This window comes from Streptomyces sp. NPDC127114, from assembly GCF_042677525.1.
Classification (GTDB): Bacteria; Actinomycetota; Actinomycetes; order Streptomycetales; family Streptomycetaceae; genus Streptomyces.
The window spans coordinates 124,565-143,016 of the sequence record NZ_JBHXTJ010000013.1; the positions used below are offsets into that span (position 1 = coordinate 124,565).

Consider the following 18,452-nt stretch of genomic DNA (forward strand, 5'->3'; position numbering starts at 1 on the left):
AGCCATGTCTCAGCACCCCCCTGCCGAGGGCGGCGCCAGCTACGCCTCCGCGGGCGTCGACATCGAAGCGGGCGACCGCGCCGTCGAGCTCATGAAGGAGTGGGTGAAGAAGACCCAGCGCCCCGAGGTCCTCGGCGGCCTCGGCGGCTTCGCCGGCCTCTTCGACGCCTCCGCCCTCAAGCGCTACGAGCGTCCGCTGCTCGCCTCGGCCACCGACGGCGTCGGCACGAAGGTCGACATCGCCCGCCAGATGGGCGTGTACGACACCATCGGCCACGACCTGGTCGCCATGGTCATGGACGACATCGTCGTCTGCGGCGCCGAGCCGCTCTTCATGACCGACTACATCTGCGTCGGCAAGGTCCACCCCGAGCGGGTCGCCGCCATCGTCAAGGGCATCGCCGAGGGCTGCGTCCTGGCCGGCTGCGCCCTGGTCGGCGGCGAGACCGCCGAGCACCCGGGCCTGCTCGGCCCGGACGACTTCGACGTCGCCGGCGCGGGCACCGGTGTCGTGGAGCACGACCGCCTGCTCGGCGCGGATCGCATCCGTACGGGTGACGCCGTCATCGCCATGGCGTCCTCGGGTCTTCACTCCAACGGGTACTCGCTCGTCCGCCACGTGGTCTTCGACCGGGCCGGCATGACCCTCGACCAGCAGGTCGAGGAGTTCGGCCGGACCCTGGGCGAGGAGCTCCTGGAGCCCACCAAGATCTACTCGCTGGACTGCCTCGCGCTCACCCGGACGACCGAGGTGCACGCCTTCAGCCACATCACGGGCGGCGGCCTCGCCGCCAACCTGGCCCGGGTGATCCCGGACGGTCTGCACGCCGTCGTGGACCGCTCGACCTGGGCGCCCGGCGCCGTCTTCGACCTCGTCGGCAAGGCCGGCCGGGTCGAGCGCCTGGAGCTGGAGAAGACCCTGAACATGGGCGTCGGCATGATGGCCGTGGTGCCCGCCGACTCCGTGGACGCGGCCCTCACCACCCTGGCCGACCGCGGCGTCGAGTCCTGGGTCGCCGGTGAGATCACCGAGCGCGGCGACAGGGAGACCGGCGCGGAGCTGGTCGGCGACTACGCGAGCTAGGAAGCCGCAGAACCTACGAAGGAGCGCCTCTCCGAGGGGCGCTCCTTCGGCGTTTCCGCCAAGGGCCCGCCCCGACCGCCCGTCCGTACCCGGACAGCGCAGAAACCCGGTCCGGGTACCCCGGACCGGGTTTCGACGTTCAGAAGGTCAAGCGCGACGCTGGGAGGACGCCGGACCGGACTCGTCGTCCTCGTCCTCGTCGTCCGTGTTGTAGAGATCCGCGTACTGCGCGTACGGGTCGTCTTCCTCGTCGTCGTCCTCGAACGGCTCGCCATTCGGCGGCTGGCTCGAAGTCGATGCGCCCAGCTCGCTGGCCAGACGCGACAGGTCAGTCCCGCCGCTGCTGTACTTCAGCTGGCGGGCGACCTTGGTCTGCTTGGCCTTTGCCCGGCCGCGCCCCATGGCTCGACCCCCTCGGTGACGGGGCTCTCTGGCCCCAGAGTCTTGACACGCGTTCATGATCCGAAACGGACTCTCGAAGAGAGACCGGTCCGTAGGGCTTCAACGGTACCTGTTTCCGTCGGTCTACGGTACGCCGTGCGCATCACATACCCCGGTACAGAACCATGGAGGTGCCCTGTCCTCGCTGGTCAATCGCGATTTTAACCTCTTCTTGAGGTCCGACCCGCCGATCGGCGTGAGCGAAGTCTCGCGAATCGCTCGCCGATCGGCGGACCGTTCCTGTCAAGCTCAGGCCCCGCGGGCCTCCGCCATGCGCTGCTCGGCGATCCGGTCGGCCGCGGCGGCCGGCGGAATGCCGTCGGACTTCGCACGTGCGAAGATCTCGAGAGTGGTGTCGAAGATCTTCGTGGCCTTGGCCTTGCAGCGGTCGAAGTCGAAGCCGTGGAGCTCGTCGGCGACCTGGATCACACCACCGGCGTTGACCACGTAGTCGGGCGCGTAGAGGATGCCGCGCTCCACGAGGTCCTTCTCGATGCCGGGGTGGGCCAGCTGGTTGTTGGCCGCGCCGCAGACGATGGCCGCGGTGAGGAACGGCACGGTCTCCTCGCTCAGCGCGCCGCCCAGGGCGCACGGGGCGTAGACGTCCAGGCCCTCGGTGCGGATCAGGGCGTCGGTGTCGGCGGCGACGGTGACCTGCGGGAACTTCTCGGTGATCCGGCGCACCGACTCCTCGCGGACATCGGTGATCACGACCTCGGCGCCGTCGGCGACCAGGTGCTCGACCAGGTAGTGGCCGACCTTGCCGACGCCCGCGACGCCGACCTTGCGGCCGCGCAGCGTGGGGTCGCCCCACAGGTGCTGCGCGGAGGCGCGCATGCCCTGGAAGACGCCGAAGGCGGTGAGGACGGAGGAGTCGCCGGCGCCGCCGTTCTCGGGCGAGCGGCCGGTGGTCCAGCGGTTGGTCCGGGCGACGACGTCCATGTCGGCGACGTAGGTGCCGACGTCGCACGCGGTGACGTAGCGGCCGCCGAGGGAGGCGACGAAGCGTCCGTAGGCGAGGAGCAGTTCCTCGGTCTTGATCTTCTCGGGGTCGCCGATGATGACGGCCTTGCCGCCGCCGTGGTCCAGGCCGGCCATGGCGTTCTTGTACGACATGCCGCGGGAGAGGTTCAGCGCGTCGGCGATCGCCTCGGCCTCGGTGGCGTACGGGTAGAAGCGGGTGCCGCCGAGGGCGGGGCCCAGGGCGGTGTTGTGGAGAGCGATGACGGCCTTGAGGCCGGTGGCGCGGTCCTGGCACAGCACGATCTGCTCGTGGCCGCCCTGCTCCGAGTGGAACAGGGTGTGCAGTACATCAGGAACGCCGGTCACATCGGTCACGGTGGTGACTCCCAAAACGAAGCGGCGGAAGGTCCCCCCTGCGGGTGGGGGTGGGACCAGGTCGGGAGCAGGGTAAGTCCTACCTGGCCGTAGCAGGGAAGCAGTGCCGAGGATCACCCCCTCGCGGAGTACGGGCGTGGAAGGATTTGCGACATGTCGGTCCCCTCCTCGGTGCTCGTCCCCTATGCCGCGTATCTGCGGGTGTACGAGCCGCTGGCCGCGTTTCCGGAGCCGGAGCGGGGCCACTGGGCCCGCTACGCGCGCCGCGCGGACATCCCGGGCGCGCAGGACGAACTGCGGCGCTCGCTGGCCGACCTGGTGCCGGTGCCGCCGGTCCCGGTGCCCGTGCACGAGAGCGCGGACGCGTTCGTGGCGACGGTGGACGGGGTGGTCCTGGTCTGTCCCTGGCGGACCCGGCTGCGCGCCTGGCTGGCGATGGAGGACCTTGTGGGCGGGACGCTGCCGGCGCCGGTCCTGGACGCGATGGTGCCGCCGGTGGTGCGGGACCAGGCCGTGGCGGACCACGAGAGGTGGCTGGAGCGGAATCCGGACGCGCGGCCGTGGATCCGCGGCGCGGTGTGGCGGGTGCCGCTGAGCTGGTTCGCGGTGTTCTCGGACGAGGAGCGGGAGTACGCGCCGGGGGACCGGGCGGCGGGGGACGCGCCGGTGCTGCGCTACCGGACGCCGATGGTGCAGGCGCGGCGGCGGCTGGCGCGGGCCCTGAAGACGCTGCGGGGCGCCATCGCGGAGGGCCCGATGACGGAGAGCCTGGTCGGGGTGGGGCGCTGGCTCGAGGACTTCCATCCGCGGGCGCTGGTGGAGCTGGACTACGGCGGTCTGGTGCACGCGGTCGGCGCGGAGACGCTGGCGGCGGACCGGTCGGCGGCGGACGTGGCCGAGGGCATCGCCGCGCTGCGGGACGGCGACGGGGCGGGCGCGGAGGAGGCGTACGGGCGGCTCGCGGAGCGGTGGCGGGCGATCCGCAACCTGCAGTTCGCCAACTGACCATCGACAGGACATGTCCACCTGATGTAAATGATCTTCATCGCTGGACACCAGTTCGGGTCCTTGGTGTGCTCTCGTGGGGCCATTGGTGCGTGTGGTGCAGGACGTAGGTCCCGATCCGGGCCTTTGGCTCAAGCGTGACGGACAGCACTTAACGCACCCTTGCGCCCATCGCCCACCCTCGTGCCAAAATAGGACAAGGAGTCCGGGGAGGGTTCCTTCCGTCCAAGTAAGGACGGAAAGCTCGACATTGCACTCTATGGGGGGTCTGAGGACTCCTGATCGCTCTGTGACTGATCGTCACAGTGGCGTGACTGTCCGTTATGGCATGGTCCATCGACTTCCGCCGCTGATGAACACCTGCGAGGGCAATTCCATCGGTTTGGCCGACGTGGCTGGACGGATGGTGTAGTTGTAGTGCCGAGGACAAGCCGTTCGTCCTATAACCGACTCGACCCGCTTCTGCCATTTCGGGCAAGGCGGGTCAAGGTGCAGAATTTAGAGGAAAGAACCGAGAAGGTTCGGTTCTCCCGAGGAGGCCGCTCATGACCGCTCGCACCCCTGATGCCGAGCCGCTGCTGACCCCTGCCGAGGTTGCCACGATGTTCCGCGTGGACCCGAAGACGGTGACCCGTTGGGCCAAGGCCGGCAAGCTCACGTCCATCCGCACCCTGGGTGGACACCGCCGGTACCGCGAGGCCGAGGTCCGCGCCCTGCTGGCGGGCATTCCGCAGCAGCGCAGCGAGGCCTGAGGCGCCCGCGACACACGCGACACCCCGTAACACCGGGCACTTTCCGGGTCCCCCAACCCGGTTCGCCCCACCCCAAAGCTCTGCCGACGCGTGACCTGCCCCAACAGGTTCCCCGTCTTCGATCGCGCTGGACTCCGCCGGGTCCAGCGCGATCTTTTTGTGCCTCCCGCCTCCCGCGAAGCACTCGCCGCGCACCCGTCGCGCACTCACCGCGTACTCACCGCGCACCCGCCACGCCTCCGCCGCGTACCCGCGTAGACCTGGTGCAATTGCACATATTAAATCGGGGGCATGTAGGAAGGGTGTAAGTGAGACAGTTTCTGAAACTGATTCAGTGACACCCGTCACATCACGCGACTCTTGCCACCGAACAGCCTTCCACCTCCGGAGAGTTCACCAACCCGGCGTTGGTCACCCGTTGGTGGGACCTTGGTCCCTCGTCGGAGGGAACGCAAGAAGGCCCGCACCGAACGGTGCGGGCCTTCTTCGCTGGCGATCCTGACGGGACTTGAACCCGCGACCTCCACCTTGACAGGGTGGCGAGCTAACCAACTGCTCCACAGGACCTTCGCAGCCGCTGTTGCGTGGCTGCGAGGAAAACTGTACAGCAGGTCAGCGGTCTGGTCGAACCGGGGCCGCTAGCGGGCCGGCTGCGGCACGGCCGCGTCGATCGCCTTCACGATCCGCTTGTCCGAGACCGGGTACGCCGTGCCCAGCGCGTGCGCGAAGTAGCTGACGCGCAGCTCCTCCACCATCCACCGGATGTCCGTGACCGAGGACGGCACCGGGCGGCCCTTCGGGAGCTGTTCGAGCAGCCACGCGTACTCGTCCAGCATCTCGTGGACCTTCTCCATCCGGGTGGTGTCCCGCTGCACGCCCGTCGGCATCTGCTGCAGCCGCCGGTCCACCGCCACCAGGTACCGCATCAGGTCCGGCAGCCGCTTCAGACCGGTACGGGTGACGAAGCCGGCCGGCACCAGCCAGGACAGCTGCTCCCGCACGTCCTGGAGGTTCGGCAGCAGGGCCGGGCTGCTCGTCGCCTTCAGGCGCCGCTCGCAGGCCTGCCAGGCCGCCAGGACCTGCTGCACCTGGCCCACCGTCCGTACGGTCAGCTCCACGAGGTCGGCGCGCACCCTGTCGTACAGCTTCCGGAACGACTCCTCGTCCCACGCAGGCCCGCCGTGGTCCGCGATCAGCTTGTCGGCCGCGGCGGTCGCACAGTCCTCGAACAGGGCCTGGACGGAGCCGTGCGGGTTCGCCGACAGGGCGAGCTTCTGCTGGTTGGTGAGCCTGTCCGAGGCGAACTTCGCCGGGTTCACCGGGACGCCCAGCATGATCAGCTTCCGGGTGCCCCGCCACATCGCCTGCGCCTGCTCGGCCTCCGAGTCGAAGAGCCGCACGGCGACGCTGTCGCCCTCGTCCACCAGCGCCGGGTACGCCTTGACCGGCTGGCCGGCCCGCTTGGTCTCGAAGACCTTCGTGAGCGTGCCGATCGTCCAGTCCTTCAGCCCCGTGCGCTCCAGGGACGGCCCGGAGCCGTCCGGGCCCGCCGTGGCCGCCTTGGCGGCCTTGGAGAGGGCCTGGCGGGCCTTGGGGCGCAGACGGAGCCTGAGCGTCTCCAGGTCCTTGTCCTCGGCCAGCTTGCGGCGCCGCTCGTCGACGATCCGGAAGGTGATCTTGAGGTGCTCGGGCACCTTCGCCCAGTCGAAGTCCTCCGCCGTCAGCGGGACGCCGACCATCCGCTGGAGCTCGCGGGCGAGCGCGGTGGTCAGCGGCTCCTGCACGGGCACGACCGAGTCCAGGAAGCGGCTCGCGAAGTTCGGCGCGGGCACGTAGTGGCGGCGGATCGGCTTGGGAAGCGACCGGATCAGCTCCGTGACGACCTCCTCGCGCAGACCCGGGATCTGCCAGTCGAAGCCCTCGTCGGTGACCTGGTTGAGCACCTGGAGCGGCACGTGGACGGTCACGCCGTCCGCGTCCGCACCGGGCTCGAACTGGTACGTCACCCGGAACTTCAGCGCGCCCTGCCGCCACGAGTCCGGGTAGTCGGCCTTGGTGACCGCGCCCGCCTTCTCGTTGATCAGCATCTCGCGCTCGAAGTCAAGGAACTCCGGCTCCTCGTGCCGCTTGTGCTTCCACCACGAGTCGAAGTGGGCCCCCGACACGACGTGTTCGGGCACCCGCTTGTCGTAGAAGTCGAACAGCGTCTCGTCGTCCACGAGGATGTCGCGGCGCCGGGCGCGGTGCTCCAACTCCTCCACCTCGGTGAGGAGTTTGCGGTTGTCGGCGAAGAACTTGTGGTGGGTGCGCCAGTCGCCCTCGACGAGCGCGTTGCGGATGAACAGGTCGCGGGAGACCTCGGGATCGATCCGCCCGTAGTTCACCTTGCGGTCGGCGACGATCGGCACGCCGTACAGCGTCACCTTCTCGAAGGCCATCACGGCCGCCTGGTCCTTCTCCCAGTGCGGCTCGCTGTACGTCTTCTTCACCAGGTGCTCGGCCAGCGGCTCGATCCACTCGGGCTCGATCCGCGCGTTGACCCGCGCCCACAGCCGGGAGGTCTCCACCAGCTCGGCGGACATGACCATGCGCGGCGGCTTCCTGAAGAGCGCGGAGCCCGGGAAGATCGCGAACTTGGCGTTGCGGGCGCCCAGGTACTCGTTCCGGGTGCCCTCGCGCCGGCCGTCCTTCGCGCCGCCGTCCTTGGCGTCCTTCACGTCCTTGAGGCCGATGTGGGACAGCAGGCCGGACAGGAGGGAGACGTGGATCGACTGCTCCGGAGCGTCCTCTTCGTTGAGGTGTATCCCCATCTGCTTGGCGACCGTCCGCAGCTGCGCGTAGATGTCCTGCCACTCGCGGATCCGGAGGAAGTTCAGGTACTCCTGCTTGCACATCCGGCGGAAGGAGCTGGAACCGCGCTCCTTCTGCTGCTCGCGGATGTAGCGCCACAGGTTGAGGAAGGCGAGGAAGTCGCTGGTCTCGTCCTTGAAGCGGGCGTGCATCTGGTCGGCCTGCGCCTGCTTCTCGGCCGGCCGCTCGCGCGGGTCCTGGATGGACAGCGCCGCCGCGATGACCATGACCTCCCGCACGCAGCCGTTCTTGTCGGCCTCCAGGACCATGCGGGCCAGGCGCGGGTCGACGGGCAGCTGGGACAGCTTCCGGCCCTGCTGGGTGAGCCGCTTCTTCGGGTCCTTCTGGGCGGGGTCCAGCGCGCCCAGCTCCTGGAGGAGCTGCACGCCGTCCCGGATGTTGCGGTGGTCCGGCGGGTCGATGAACGGGAACTTCTCGATGTCGCCGAGACCGGCCGCGGTCATCTGGAGGATGACGGAGGCCAGATTCGTCCGGAGGATCTCCGCGTCCGTGAACTCGGGACGGGTGAGGAAGTCGTCCTCCGAGTACAGACGGATGCAGATGCCGTCCGACGTACGGCCGCAGCGGCCCTTGCGCTGGTTGGCGCTGGCCTGGCTGATCGGTTCGATCGGGAGGCGCTGCACCTTGGTGCGGTGCGAGTAGCGCGAGACGCGGGCGGTGCCCGGGTCGATCACGTACTTGATGCCGGGGACGGTGAGGGAGGTCTCGGCGACGTTCGTCGCGAGGACGATCCGGCGGCCGGAGTGGGCCTGGAAGACCCGGTGCTGCTCGGCGTGCGACAGCCGCGCGTACAGCGGCAGGATCTCCGTGTTGAACAGCTTCTTCTTGGTCAGCGCGTCCGCCGTGTCGCGGATCTCGCGCTCGCCGGAGAGGAAGACCAGGATGTCGCCCGGTCCCTCCTTCTGGAGCTCGTCGACGGCGTCGCAGATCGCGGTGATCTGGTCGCGGTCGGCCTCGTCGGAGTCCTCCTCCAGGAGGGGCCGGTAGCGGACCTCGACGGGATACGTACGCCCGCTGACCTCGACGATGGGCGCGTCGCCGAAGTGGCGGGAGAAGCGCTCCGGGTCGATGGTCGCCGAGGTGATCACGACCTTGAGGTCGGGGCGCTTCGGCAGCAGCTGGGCCAGGTAGCCGAGCAGGAAGTCGATGTTGAGGGACCGCTCGTGGGCCTCGTCGATGATGATCGTGTCGTACGCGCGAAGCTCGCGGTCCGTCTGGATCTCGGCGAGCAGGATGCCGTCCGTCATCAGCTTGACGAAGGTCTCGTCCTGGTTGACCTGGTCGGTGAACCGGACCTTCCAGCCGACCGCCTCGCCCAGGGGCGTCTTCAGCTCCTCGGCCACGCGCTCGGCGACCGTGCGGGCGGCGATCCGGCGCGGCTGGGTGTGACCGATCATGCCCCGGACGCCCCGGCCCAGCTCCAGACAGATCTTCGGGATCTGCGTGGTCTTTCCGGAACCGGTCTCACCGGCGACGATCACGACCTGGTGGTCGCGTATCGCCTCGGCGATCTCGTCCTTCTTCTGGGAGACGGGCAGCTGCTCGGGGTACGTGACCGCGGGCACGCGTGCGGCGCGCGCGTCGACCCGCTCCTTGGCCTTGCCGGCCTCGGCTGCGATCTCGTCCAGGACGGCCTCGCGGGCCTCGGGCTTGCGGATGCGGCGGGCGCCTTCGAGACGGCGGCCGAGCCGGTGGGAGTCCCGCAGCGAGACCTCGGCCAGGACGGACTGGAGGGCGGCGAAGGAAGTAGACATACGGAATCCAGGATCGCACCTGCGGCCGAGAAGCGGCGAACCGATTTACGAGCGGTTCGAGGGGCGGGCCCGGTGCCGCTGCGTAGTATTTCGGGCACACCGACCGACACCGCCCCGAAAGGTTTCCGCATGGCCTCCGGCACCCTGCGCGCGACGGCGGTGCTCGCCGCGCTCGTGGGTCTCGTGCTGGGCCTGCTGGTCTGCGGGGCGGCCGCCGGCGCTCCTTCGGGTGCTCCCGCCGGCGCTTCCGCGGGTGCTCCTGCGGGGCGGGCGGTGCAGGCGGGGCACGAGGTACGGGCGGGGGATGCGCCCGTCGCCGCGACGGCGCCCGCCCCGACGGCGCCCGCCGGGCCGGGCTGCGGCCAGGGCCACGGCGAGGAAGAGGGGGCCGCGACTCCCGCCGTACCGCCGCGCCCGCACGGCTTCGGCGAGCTGCTGCCCGCGCTGGCGGGGGAGCGTACGCCGTGCGGCGGCTGGGGCGCGGACCAGGACCTGGCGGACGCGGTGCCGGGCCCGGAGCCTCCGGAGCTCGTACCGCCGTCACCGGTGGAGCTGTCGGTCCTGAGGGTCTAGACGGGCACCTGCTCTCGCCGCCCGTCCTCTTCTCCTCCGTCCTCAGGAGCGCTTCCGCATGCCCACGCCCAAGCCCACCTCCGCGTCCAAGCCCACCTCCGCCTCCGCGTCCAGGCCCAGGCCCGCGTCCGAGCCCGGGTCCCGTCCGAGGTCGAAGTCCGTCGTCATCGTCGCCGGTGTGGCCCTGGCGGCCACGCTGCTCGGTCTCGTCTCGTACGCGACCACCAAGCCGTCCTCGCCCTCCGGGACCTCCGGGAACTCCGTGGCCGAGGTCTCCGTGGACCCGTCCGCCGGCGTCTATCCCGAGCTGGAGGCCTACGCCCGTCGCGACGCTTCCGACAAGCTGGCCCTCGGCCGGGCGGACGCGCCCGTCGTCCTGATCGAGTACGCCGACTTCAAGTGCGGCTACTGCGGCAAGTTCGCCCGGGACACCGAGCCCGAGCTGGTGAAGAAGTACGTGGACGCCGGCACCCTGCGCATCGAATGGCGCAACTTCCCGATCTTCGGCGAGGAGTCGGAGGCGGCGGCCCGGGCCTCGTGGGCGGCCGGGCAGCAGGGCCGTTTCTGGGAGTTCCACAAGGCCGCGTACGCGCCGGGCGCCAAGGAGAAGGGCTTCGGCAAGGAACGCCTGACCGCCCTCGCGAAGGAGGCGGGCGTCGCCGACCTGGCGCGCTTCGCGCGGGACGCGGACAGCGCGGCCGCGCGGGAGGCGGTCAGCAAGGACCAGGAGCAGGGCTACTCGCTCGGTGCGACGTCCACCCCGTCCTTCCTGGTCAACGGCCGTCCGATCGCGGGAGCCCAGCCGATCGAGGCCTTCACGGAGGCCATCGACGCGGCGGCGAGGGCGGCGAAGTCGTCGAAGTCGTCGAAGCCCTCGGAGTCCCCGGAGCCGGCGCGGCCCTCGGCCCCCTCGGCGCCCTCGACCCCGGAGACCGGCGGGGCCGGGCGGTGACCTCGGGCATCGGCTACTTCGCGGCCTTCCTCGGCGGGCTGCTCGCGCTGCTCAGCCCGTGCAGCGCCCTGCTGCTGCCCGCCTTCTTCGCGTACTCGATGGAGACGCGGGCGAAGCTGGTGGCCACGACCGGGATCTTCTACGCGGGCCTGGCGACCACCCTCGTCCCGCTGGGCGCGGCCGGCTCCTTCGCCGGGCGGCTCTTCTACGGCCACCGGGACCTGCTGGTCACCCTCGGCGGCTGGACGATCGTGGTCCTGGGCGTGCTGCAAATCCTCGGCCTCGGCTTCGCGTCCCGCCGGATGAGCGAGGCCAGTGGCCGGATCCGGCCCACGACCGCGCTCTCCGTCTACGCCCTGGGCCTGGTCTACGGCCTGGCCGGCTTCTGCGCGGGCCCCATCCTCGGCAGCGTCCTCACGGTGGCCGCGCTCAGCGGCAGCCCGGCCTACGGGGGCCTGCTCCTGGCGGTGTACGCGCTCGGCATGGCCGTGCCGCTGTTCGTCCTCGCGCTGCTCTGGGAGCGTCACGAGCTGGGGCGCAGGCGCTGGCTGCGCGGCCGCCCGGTCCGCATCGGGCGCTTCGAGGCCCACTCGACCTCGCTGCTCTCGGGCTTCTTCTTCGTCCTCCTCGGCACTCTCTTCCTGGTCTTCGACGGCACGACGGCCCTGCCGGGCCTGCTGTCGGTCGACGATTCCTTCGCGGTGGAGGAGCGGGTGGCCTCCCTGGGACGGTCCGTCCCGGACTGGGCGCTGCTCGTGGCCGTCGTCGCGGCGGTGGGCGCGGTCCTCGCGTGGCGCGCCCGGCGGGGCGGCCGGGAGGAGGGCTAGGGGAGGCGGTCGGCCGGCCGTTACGGGAGGAGCTCGGTGCGCGGGCTCCTCCCCGTACGCACTGCTCCGTACGCGCGGAAGCACGAAGAAGGCCCCGTTCTTTCGAACGGGGCCTTCCTCTTTGTGGCTGGGGCCGGGGTCGAACCGGCGACCTATCGCTTTTCAGGCGATCGCTCGTACCAACTGAGCTACCCAGCCACGAGACCGTTTCCGGTCTCAGCGATCCTGACGGGACTTGAACCCGCGACCTCCACCTTGACAGGGTGGCGAGCTAACCAACTGCTCCACAGGACCATGCAGCGTGCGAGAACTAGTCTCGCACACGGTTGTGCGTGCCCCCAACGGGATTCGAACCCGTGCTACCGCCTTGAAAGGGCGGCGTCCTGGGCCACTAGACGATGAGGGCTAAGGGCCCACCTGGGCGCTTCTCAGCGCGTCGGGGACGTGAGAAGCATATGGGATGGCAGGCGGTATCGCCAAAACGGTTTCCTGCGGAGGGAGAATGGGCGGCGTGCTGGAGATGACGCGCGAGGAGTTCGAGGAGCTTGTCGCCGAAGCCCTGGACCGCATTCCGCCGGAACTGACCCGGCTGATGGACAACGTCGCCGTGTTCGTCGAGGACGAGCCGACCGCCGACGATCCCGAGCTGCTCGGCCTCTACGAGGGAACGCCGCTGACCGACCGGGGCGAGTGGTACGCCGGGGTGCTCCCGGACCGGATCACCATCTACCGGGGGCCGACGCTGCGGATGTGCGAGTCGCGCGAGGACGTGGTCGCGGAGACCGAGATCACCGTGGTCCACGAGATCGCCCACCACTTCGGCATCGACGACGAACGGCTGCACGCCCTCGGATACGGCTGACGGATACGGCTGAGCCCTGCCGGCAGCGGCCGGGCGGCGGCCAGGCAGCGGCCGGGCCACGGCCAGGCGTCGGCATCACGGGCGTGTCTCTTGCGGCGCCAAGGGAGTTGGGCAGGGCAACGCGTTCGAACCGGGTCCGCGTCCGTTTCCTGTTCCTGCCTGTCGTGTCCTGGAGGTGCCTCCGTGCGCCATTTGCCCACCCCCGTGAGATGGGCCGCCACCGCGTTGGCGGTCGCCGCCTGTGCGGGCCTGAGCGGCTGTATGAGTGTGAGCGACGACGGGGCGAAGCCGGCGCCCAGCACCTCGGCGGGCAAGCGCGGCGCGGCGGCCGGTGCCGGCGACGACGGCGGGCTCACCGGCGGGCACGGCGGGAGCGGCTACGACCGCACGGGCCGCAGCGGGCCCGATCCCGACGGCGAGGGCACGGAGACGCCCGTGCCGAGCGGTTCGCCGTCCGTCTCGGCCAAGCCGTCCGGCGCGGCCGGTCCCGCGGGCCCCGGCGGCTCGCCGAAGCCGCAGGAGCCGCCGGGCGGCGAGCCCGGCGACGGGAACGGCACGGACGGCGGTTCCGGAGCGCCGGGTGGCGAGACCACGCCACCGGTGGACCCGACGCCCTCGCCGAGCCAGGAGCCGAGCCCCACGCAGGAGCCGACGCCCGAACCGACGGTCTCGGAGACGCCCACGACGACGCCCGGCGCGGACACCCACATGGGGGCCATGCGGGCCGCCGACCGGCCCGGCGGGCCGGCCGAGCCGGACGCATCACCGCAGGCCGGGCCGGTGTGACGCAGCACGGTTTGCCTTGGGCGGGGGAGAGTGCGTATGGTGGTAGATCGTTTGATCCCATTTGCCCGGCGCCAAGACCGAAGAGCGCCGTGACTGGCGCGTACTCTCCCTTGCCGTGGCTGACCGCATTGAGGCGGTCGTAGTGCGAAACACGGAGTTGACGGGCGCGTGCCGAGACTCCGGAAGGTTTCGCATTTCGCATGTCCATTTTCAGTTCTGATCACGCCGTCCTGCCCGAGAACGACGAGATCCTCGACGTCGTCGAGGTCGTCGAGGCCGACGTCGTGACGACCAGCGTCGAGCCCTTCGAGGCCGACGCGTCGTCCGCCGACGAGACCTCCGCCGACGAGGCCCCCGAGACCCCCGAGCTCACCTTCGGTGACCTGGGCCTCCCCGAGGGCGTCGTGCGCAAGCTCGCCCAGAACGGCGTGACCACGCCCTTCCCGATCCAGGCCGCGACCATCCCGGACGCCCTGGCCGGCAAGGACATCCTCGGCCGTGGCCGTACCGGCTCCGGCAAGACCCTCTCCTTCGGCCTCCCGCTGCTCGCCACCCTGGCCGGCGGCGAGACCGAGAAGAAGAAGCCCCGCGGCGTCATCCTCACCCCGACCCGTGAGCTCGCGATGCAGGTCGCGGACGCCCTCCAGCCGTACGGCGACGTGCTCGGCCTCCGTATGAAGGTCGTCTGCGGCGGTACGTCCATGGGCAACCAGATCTACGCCCTGGAGCGCGGCGTCGACATCCTCGTCGCCACCCCGGGCCGACTGCGCGACATCATCAACCGCGGCGCCTGCTCCCTGGAGCAGGTCCAGGTCGCCGTCCTCGACGAGGCCGACCAGATGGCCGACCTGGGCTTCCTGCCCGAGGTCACCGAGCTCCTCGACCAGGTCCCGACGGGCGGCCAGCGCCTGCTCTTCTCGGCCACCCTCGAGAACGAGATCGACACCCTGGTCAAGCGCTACCTGGTGAACCCGATCACGCACGAGGTCGACCCGTCCGCCGGTGCCGTCACGACGATGACCCACCACGTCCTGGTCGTGAAGCCCAAGGACAAGGCTCCGGTCACCGCCGCCATCGCCGCCCGCAAGGGCCGCACCATCATCTTCGTCCGCACCCAGCTGGGCGCCGACCGCGTCGCCGAGCAGCTGCGCGACTCCGGCGTGAAGGCCGACGCGCTGCACGGCGGCATGACCCAGGGCGCCCGTACGCGCACCCTGGCCGACTTCAAGGACGGTTACGTCAACGTCCTCGTCGCCACCGACGTCGCCGCCCGCGGCATCCACGTCGACGGCATCGACCTGGTCCTCAACGTGGACCCGGCCGGCGACCACAAGGACTACCTGCACCGCTCGGGCCGTACCGCCCGCGCCGGCCGCTCCGGTGTCGTGGTCTCCCTGGCCCTGCCGCACCAGCGCCGCCAGATCTTCCGCCTGATGGAGGACGCGGGCGTGGACGCCTCGCGCCACATCGTCGGCGGCGCCGGCGCCTTCGACCCCGAGGTCGCCGAGATCACCGGTGCCCGTTCGCTGACCGAGGTCCAGGCCGACTCCGCGAACAACGCCGCCAAGCAGGCCGAGCGCGAGGTCGCCGACCTGACCAAGCAGCTGGAGCGCCTGCAGCGCCGCGCCGTCGAGCTCCGCGAGGAGGCCGACCGCCTGGTCGCCCGCGCCGCCCGCGAGCGCGGTGAGGACCCGGAGGCCGCCGTCGCCGAGGTGACCGAGGCCGCCGAGGCCGAGCTCGCCGCCGCCGCTGCCGCCGCCGAGGCGGAGCGGGCCCGCGAGGAGCGCCGCGCCGCCGAGCGCCGCGAGGAGCGCCGGGACGACCGTCCGTTCAACCGTGGCGGTCGTGACGACCGCGGCGACCGCGGTGACCGTGGCGGCTTCCGCCGGGACGACCGCCGGGACAACGACCGTCCGTTCAACAGTGACCGTCGTGACGACCGTGGTGGCTTCGAGCGTCGTGACGACCGCGGTGACCGCGGTGACCGCGGTGACCGTGGCGACCGTGGTGGCTTCCGCCGGGACAACGACCGTCCGTCGTTCCGTCGTGACGACCGTCGTGACGACCGCGGTGGCTTCGAGCGTCGTGACGACCGCGGGGACCGTGGCGACCGTGGCGGCTTCCGCCGGGACGACCGCCGGGACAACGACCGTCCGTTCAACCGTGACCGTCGTGACGACCGTGGTGGCTTCGAGCGCCGTGACGACCGCGGTGACCGCGGTGACCGTGGTGGCTTCCGCCGGGACAACGACCGTCCCTCGGGCGGCTTCCGCCGCGACAACGACCGTGGCGGCTTCCGCCGCGACGACCGCCCCTCCGCCGGCCACCGTGGCAGCGACCGTCCGTTCAACCGTGACCGTCGTGACGACCGTCCGTCGGGTGGCTTCCGGCGCGACGACCACCGTCCGTCGGGCGGCGGCTTCCGCCGTGACGACCACCGCCCGTCCGGCGGCGGCTTCCGCCGTGACGACAAGCCGCGCTGGAAGCGCAACGGCTGACATCCACTCTGCTGAAGCCCGGCTTCGGCAACCGCAGTTCGAACGCCCGCGTCCCCTGTTCAGGGGGATGCGGGCGTTCCGCTGTATTGTCAGCCTTTTGTGTGTTTCATGGGGGGTTCAAGAGAAATTGAGGCGCCATCAGCCTGCCCGGACCAGTGTCGTCGCCGTCATCACGGCACTCGGCCTCACCACCGGGCTCATATCGGCCACCGCGACGGCCGCGTTCGCCGACGAGCCGCCGGCCCCGGCGGGACTGACCATCCCGGCCGAGCTCGCCGGTGACCCGAACGCCGCCGTGCTCCAGCAGGCCGGGGAGACCGGCTTCCTGACCGGCACCATGCAGGCCGGTTTCCACTGGACCTCGTACGCCGACGGCACAGCGAAGCCCGTTCCGCTGCCGGCCGGCTACAAGACCGTGTACGGCACGGGCGGCGACATCGTGAACTTCGTCGGCGACGGGCGCACGGTGCTCCAGCGGGACATGCGGGACGGCACCGAGCGGACGATCACGGTGCCCGAGGGCGAGACCCTCTACAACACCTTCGCCGACGTCGTGATCACGGAGAAGACCGACTTCAGCGGCAGGACGACCGCCCTGTACCTCCAGTCCTGGCGGGACGGCCGGCTCACCACCCGCACCTTCCCGGCCGCCGGTACGAGCGAGGTGGGCATCGCCGGCTGGGACCGGGACGCGATCTACCTGTCGAAGACCTACGGCTCGTACACGGACGACTGGCGGTGGACCGACGTCTACCGCGTCGACCGCGACGGGAACGCCACCCTGACCAAGCTCGCGGACGTCTCCGTCGAGGCGGGCGCCGAGCACGTCGCCCAGTGGCACCCGGACGGCAGGCTCACGGTCTGGAAGAAGTCGGACCTCTCGAAGCCCGTCCACACCCTGTCCGTCGAGGGCGAGGGCCCCGGCAAGCTGCTCGGCACGGTAGGCGACCAGGTCCTGATCGCCCGCCCGCTGCCCGGCTCCGGCAGCCCCACGTACGCGTCGCTCCGCTGGCGCGTCGTCGCCGTGCCGTTCACCGGCGGCGAGGAGAGGACCGTCCTGGAGCGGGCCACCGCCATGCCGGACTTCCTGTCCGACGGCACCATGCTGATCGGCCGCGCCGACACCGGCGAGGGCACCGGCCAGGGCGTGTACGCGATCAAGCCCGGTGGCTCGGACGGCACGGGCACCCTCGCCGTCAGCAAGATCGCCGACGCCCCGGCGGTACCCACCGCGACCACCCGTCTCGCCCTCGCCCAGGGCCGGTTGAGCACCATCGGCCGGCTGCCGACGCTCGACGGCCCCGAGGCGCGGCTGCGGACCCAGGACCTCTCCGTGACCGGCACCCCGGAGGCCGGGGCACGCAAGGACCGGGGCGCCGACGCGAAGCAGTTCCCCGGCGGCTGCGCCCCGGCCGCCGACTGCCCGGTACCGGTCGCCACCGGTGACGGCCGGCTGGTCTACCGCAAGAAGGACGGCGCGGGACTCGCGGTCGTCGACGCCGAGGGGCTGCTGCCGGGCCGTACGGTCACGGACCTGAAGGTACGGAACGACGCCGGCGCGCCTCTCGCGGTCTCCGGCCGTTACGCCGCCGCCCGGACCGACGACGGCCGGACCCGGGTCTTCGACCTGGACACCGGCGCCAACGTCCGTACGGGCGCGGTGAACCAGCCGTTCGCGCTCTCCGGCGGCACCCTGTGGACCGCCGCGTCCACCGCTTCCACCGACCCGTCCACCGTCGCGAGCGCGGTGGACGTCCGCACCGGCCGTTCGCTCGGCACGGCCGAGGTCGCCGACTGCGCCGTCGACTCGCTGCAGGCGGCGGGCACGTCGTTGTACTGGCACTGCGGGAACGGGAAGTCGGGCGTGTACGACACGGCCGCCACGTCGTCCGTGCCGCTGCCCGACCACACCTCCGCCCTCCTCGCCGACGGCTACGTCGCCTGGCTGAAGGACGGCGAGCTCCGCACCACCGACCTGCGCGGGACGGCCGGCACCCGGGTGATCGGCACGCCGCGCGGCACCGCGCCGGGCAAGGACTGGACCGTGGACCGGTTCGGCGGCCAGGTCGCGTACGTGGACGCCGACGAGGCCGTCCACGTGGTGCCGACCGGCGGCGACGGCTCGCCGCTGACGTCGCCCGACGCCGACACGCCGACCGCCGTGGACGCGCGCGAGGGCGCGTGGAAGCCGCGCTGGTGGCTGTCGGAGCCGGCCGCGTCCTGGCGGCTGACGCTGGTCCACCGGGCCACCGGCACCGTCGCACGCACCCTGTCCGGCGGGGAGACCCGCGGGCTGATCGGCGCGGCCTGGGACGGCCGTGACGAGAGCGGCCGGCCCGCCGTCAGCGGCGCGTACACCTGGCAGCTCTCGGCGAAGCCCGCCGACGGCTCCGGGGCCGAGCTGCAGCTGCGCGGCGACGTCCTGCTGGGCGGCGGCGCGCTCGCGGAGCACGGCACGTACAAGCCGGTCACGCCGGCCCGCCTCATGGACACGCGTTCCGGCCTGGGCGTCCGCAAGGGCAAGCTCGGCGCGGGCGAGACCGTCAGCCTGGCCGTTCCCCAGCCGGGGGCGACGGCGGTGGTCCTGAACGTGACGGCGACGGCTCCGACGGCGGGAAGCTTCGTGTCGGTCTACCCGTACGGCACCCAGCGCACGGCGGCGTCGAACCTCAACTTCACGGCGGGCCAGACGGTCCCGAACCTGGTGGT

13 protein-coding genes and 4 tRNA genes are annotated in these 18,452 nt (G+C 71.2%); 10 read left to right on the top strand and 7 right to left on the bottom strand.

All coding sequences use genetic code 11. From position 1 onward, the window contains the following. The first annotated feature begins 4 nt into the window (after positions 1-4). Positions 5-1,084, top strand: a complete 1,080-nt coding sequence (gene purM / locus ACFVGS_RS16255; RefSeq protein ID WP_385692788.1) for a phosphoribosylformylglycinamidine cyclo-ligase — start codon at positions 5-7, stop codon at positions 1,082-1,084. A 147-nt stretch (positions 1,085-1,231) separates the two neighbouring features. Here purM and ACFVGS_RS16260 read toward each other — a convergent pair whose 3' ends face one another. Then, positions 1,232-1,486 (bottom strand): DUF3073 domain-containing protein, encoded by a 255-nt coding sequence (locus ACFVGS_RS16260; RefSeq protein WP_384407362.1) that lies wholly within the window; start codon positions 1,484-1,486, stop codon positions 1,232-1,234. A 288-nt stretch (positions 1,487-1,774) separates the two neighbouring features. After that, positions 1,775-2,863 (bottom strand): Leu/Phe/Val dehydrogenase, encoded by a 1,089-nt coding sequence (locus tag ACFVGS_RS16265; protein WP_384407360.1) that lies wholly within the window; start codon positions 2,861-2,863, stop codon positions 1,775-1,777. 153 nt (positions 2,864-3,016) lie between these two features. On the opposite strand from ACFVGS_RS16265, the gene ACFVGS_RS16270 reads away from it, so the two are divergent. Beyond that, positions 3,017-3,868: a hypothetical protein gene (locus ACFVGS_RS16270; protein ID WP_384407358.1), complete on the top strand. Its 852-nt coding sequence runs from the start codon at positions 3,017-3,019 to the stop codon at positions 3,866-3,868. A 545-nt stretch (positions 3,869-4,413) separates the two neighbouring features. Further along, positions 4,414-4,620, top strand: coding sequence for a developmental transcriptional regulator BldC (bldC, locus tag ACFVGS_RS16275; protein WP_003949541.1), 207 nt, complete (start codon positions 4,414-4,416; stop codon positions 4,618-4,620). A 490-nt stretch (positions 4,621-5,110) separates the two neighbouring features. Here bldC and ACFVGS_RS16280 read toward each other — a convergent pair. Both ACFVGS_RS16280 and hrpA read right to left on the bottom strand, forming a co-directional pair. Continuing rightward, positions 5,111-5,187, bottom strand: a tRNA-Asp gene (locus ACFVGS_RS16280). A gap of 71 nt (positions 5,188-5,258) precedes the next feature. Next, on the bottom strand, positions 5,259-9,245 hold the full coding sequence (hrpA, locus tag ACFVGS_RS16285; protein ID WP_384407356.1) for an ATP-dependent RNA helicase HrpA: 3,987 nt from the start codon (positions 9,243-9,245) through the stop codon (positions 5,259-5,261). A 129-nt stretch (positions 9,246-9,374) separates the two neighbouring features. On the opposite strand from hrpA, the gene ACFVGS_RS16290 reads away from it, so the two are divergent. The 3 genes from ACFVGS_RS16290 to ACFVGS_RS16300 are packed head-to-tail and all read left to right on the top strand — an operon-like array spanning position 9,375 to position 11,597. Continuing rightward, positions 9,375-9,818 carry a hypothetical protein gene (locus ACFVGS_RS16290; protein ID WP_385692789.1) on the top strand — a complete coding sequence of 148 codons (444 nt, stop codon included), beginning with the start codon at positions 9,375-9,377 and terminating at the stop codon, positions 9,816-9,818. A 58-nt stretch (positions 9,819-9,876) separates the two neighbouring features. Next, the gene (locus ACFVGS_RS16295; protein ID WP_385692790.1) at positions 9,877-10,770 is read left to right on the top strand and encodes a DsbA family protein; all 894 of its coding nucleotides are present in this window, start codon (positions 9,877-9,879) and stop codon (positions 10,768-10,770) included. Next, a complete protein-coding gene (locus ACFVGS_RS16300; protein WP_385692791.1) occupies positions 10,767-11,597 on the top strand; it encodes a cytochrome c biogenesis CcdA family protein in 831 nt (276 codons plus the stop codon). Before ACFVGS_RS16295 ends, ACFVGS_RS16300 begins: the two co-directional genes overlap by 4 nt. Positions 11,598-11,721: 124 nt before the next feature. On the opposite strand, the gene ACFVGS_RS16305 is transcribed toward ACFVGS_RS16300, so the two are convergent. The 3 genes from ACFVGS_RS16305 to ACFVGS_RS16315 all read right to left on the bottom strand — a co-directional run bounded on the left by ACFVGS_RS16305 (position 11,722) and on the right by ACFVGS_RS16315 (position 12,003). After that, positions 11,722-11,795, bottom strand: a tRNA-Phe gene (locus tag ACFVGS_RS16305). A gap of 22 nt (positions 11,796-11,817) precedes the next feature. Then, positions 11,818-11,891, bottom strand: a tRNA-Asp gene (locus ACFVGS_RS16310). A 39-nt stretch (positions 11,892-11,930) separates the two neighbouring features. Then, positions 11,931-12,003 (bottom strand) — tRNA-Glu (locus tag ACFVGS_RS16315). 105 nt (positions 12,004-12,108) lie between these two features. Here ACFVGS_RS16315 and ACFVGS_RS16320 point away from each other — a divergent pair. From ACFVGS_RS16320 to ACFVGS_RS16335, 4 genes are all read left to right on the top strand, one after another. Then, positions 12,109-12,459: a metallopeptidase family protein gene (locus tag ACFVGS_RS16320; protein ID WP_267245427.1), complete on the top strand. Its 351-nt coding sequence runs from the start codon at positions 12,109-12,111 to the stop codon at positions 12,457-12,459. A gap of 261 nt (positions 12,460-12,720) precedes the next feature. Then, positions 12,721-13,245 carry a hypothetical protein gene (locus tag ACFVGS_RS16325; RefSeq protein ID WP_384407348.1) on the top strand — a complete coding sequence of 175 codons (525 nt, stop codon included), beginning with the start codon at positions 12,721-12,723 and terminating at the stop codon, positions 13,243-13,245. A 200-nt stretch (positions 13,246-13,445) separates the two neighbouring features. Next, positions 13,446-15,743 (top strand): DEAD/DEAH box helicase, encoded by a 2,298-nt coding sequence (locus tag ACFVGS_RS16330; RefSeq protein ID WP_385692792.1) that lies wholly within the window; start codon positions 13,446-13,448, stop codon positions 15,741-15,743. A 127-nt stretch (positions 15,744-15,870) separates the two neighbouring features. After that, a partial coding sequence (locus ACFVGS_RS16335) for a hypothetical protein (RefSeq protein WP_385692793.1) occupies positions 15,871-18,452 on the top strand: 2,582 nt, incomplete at its 3' end.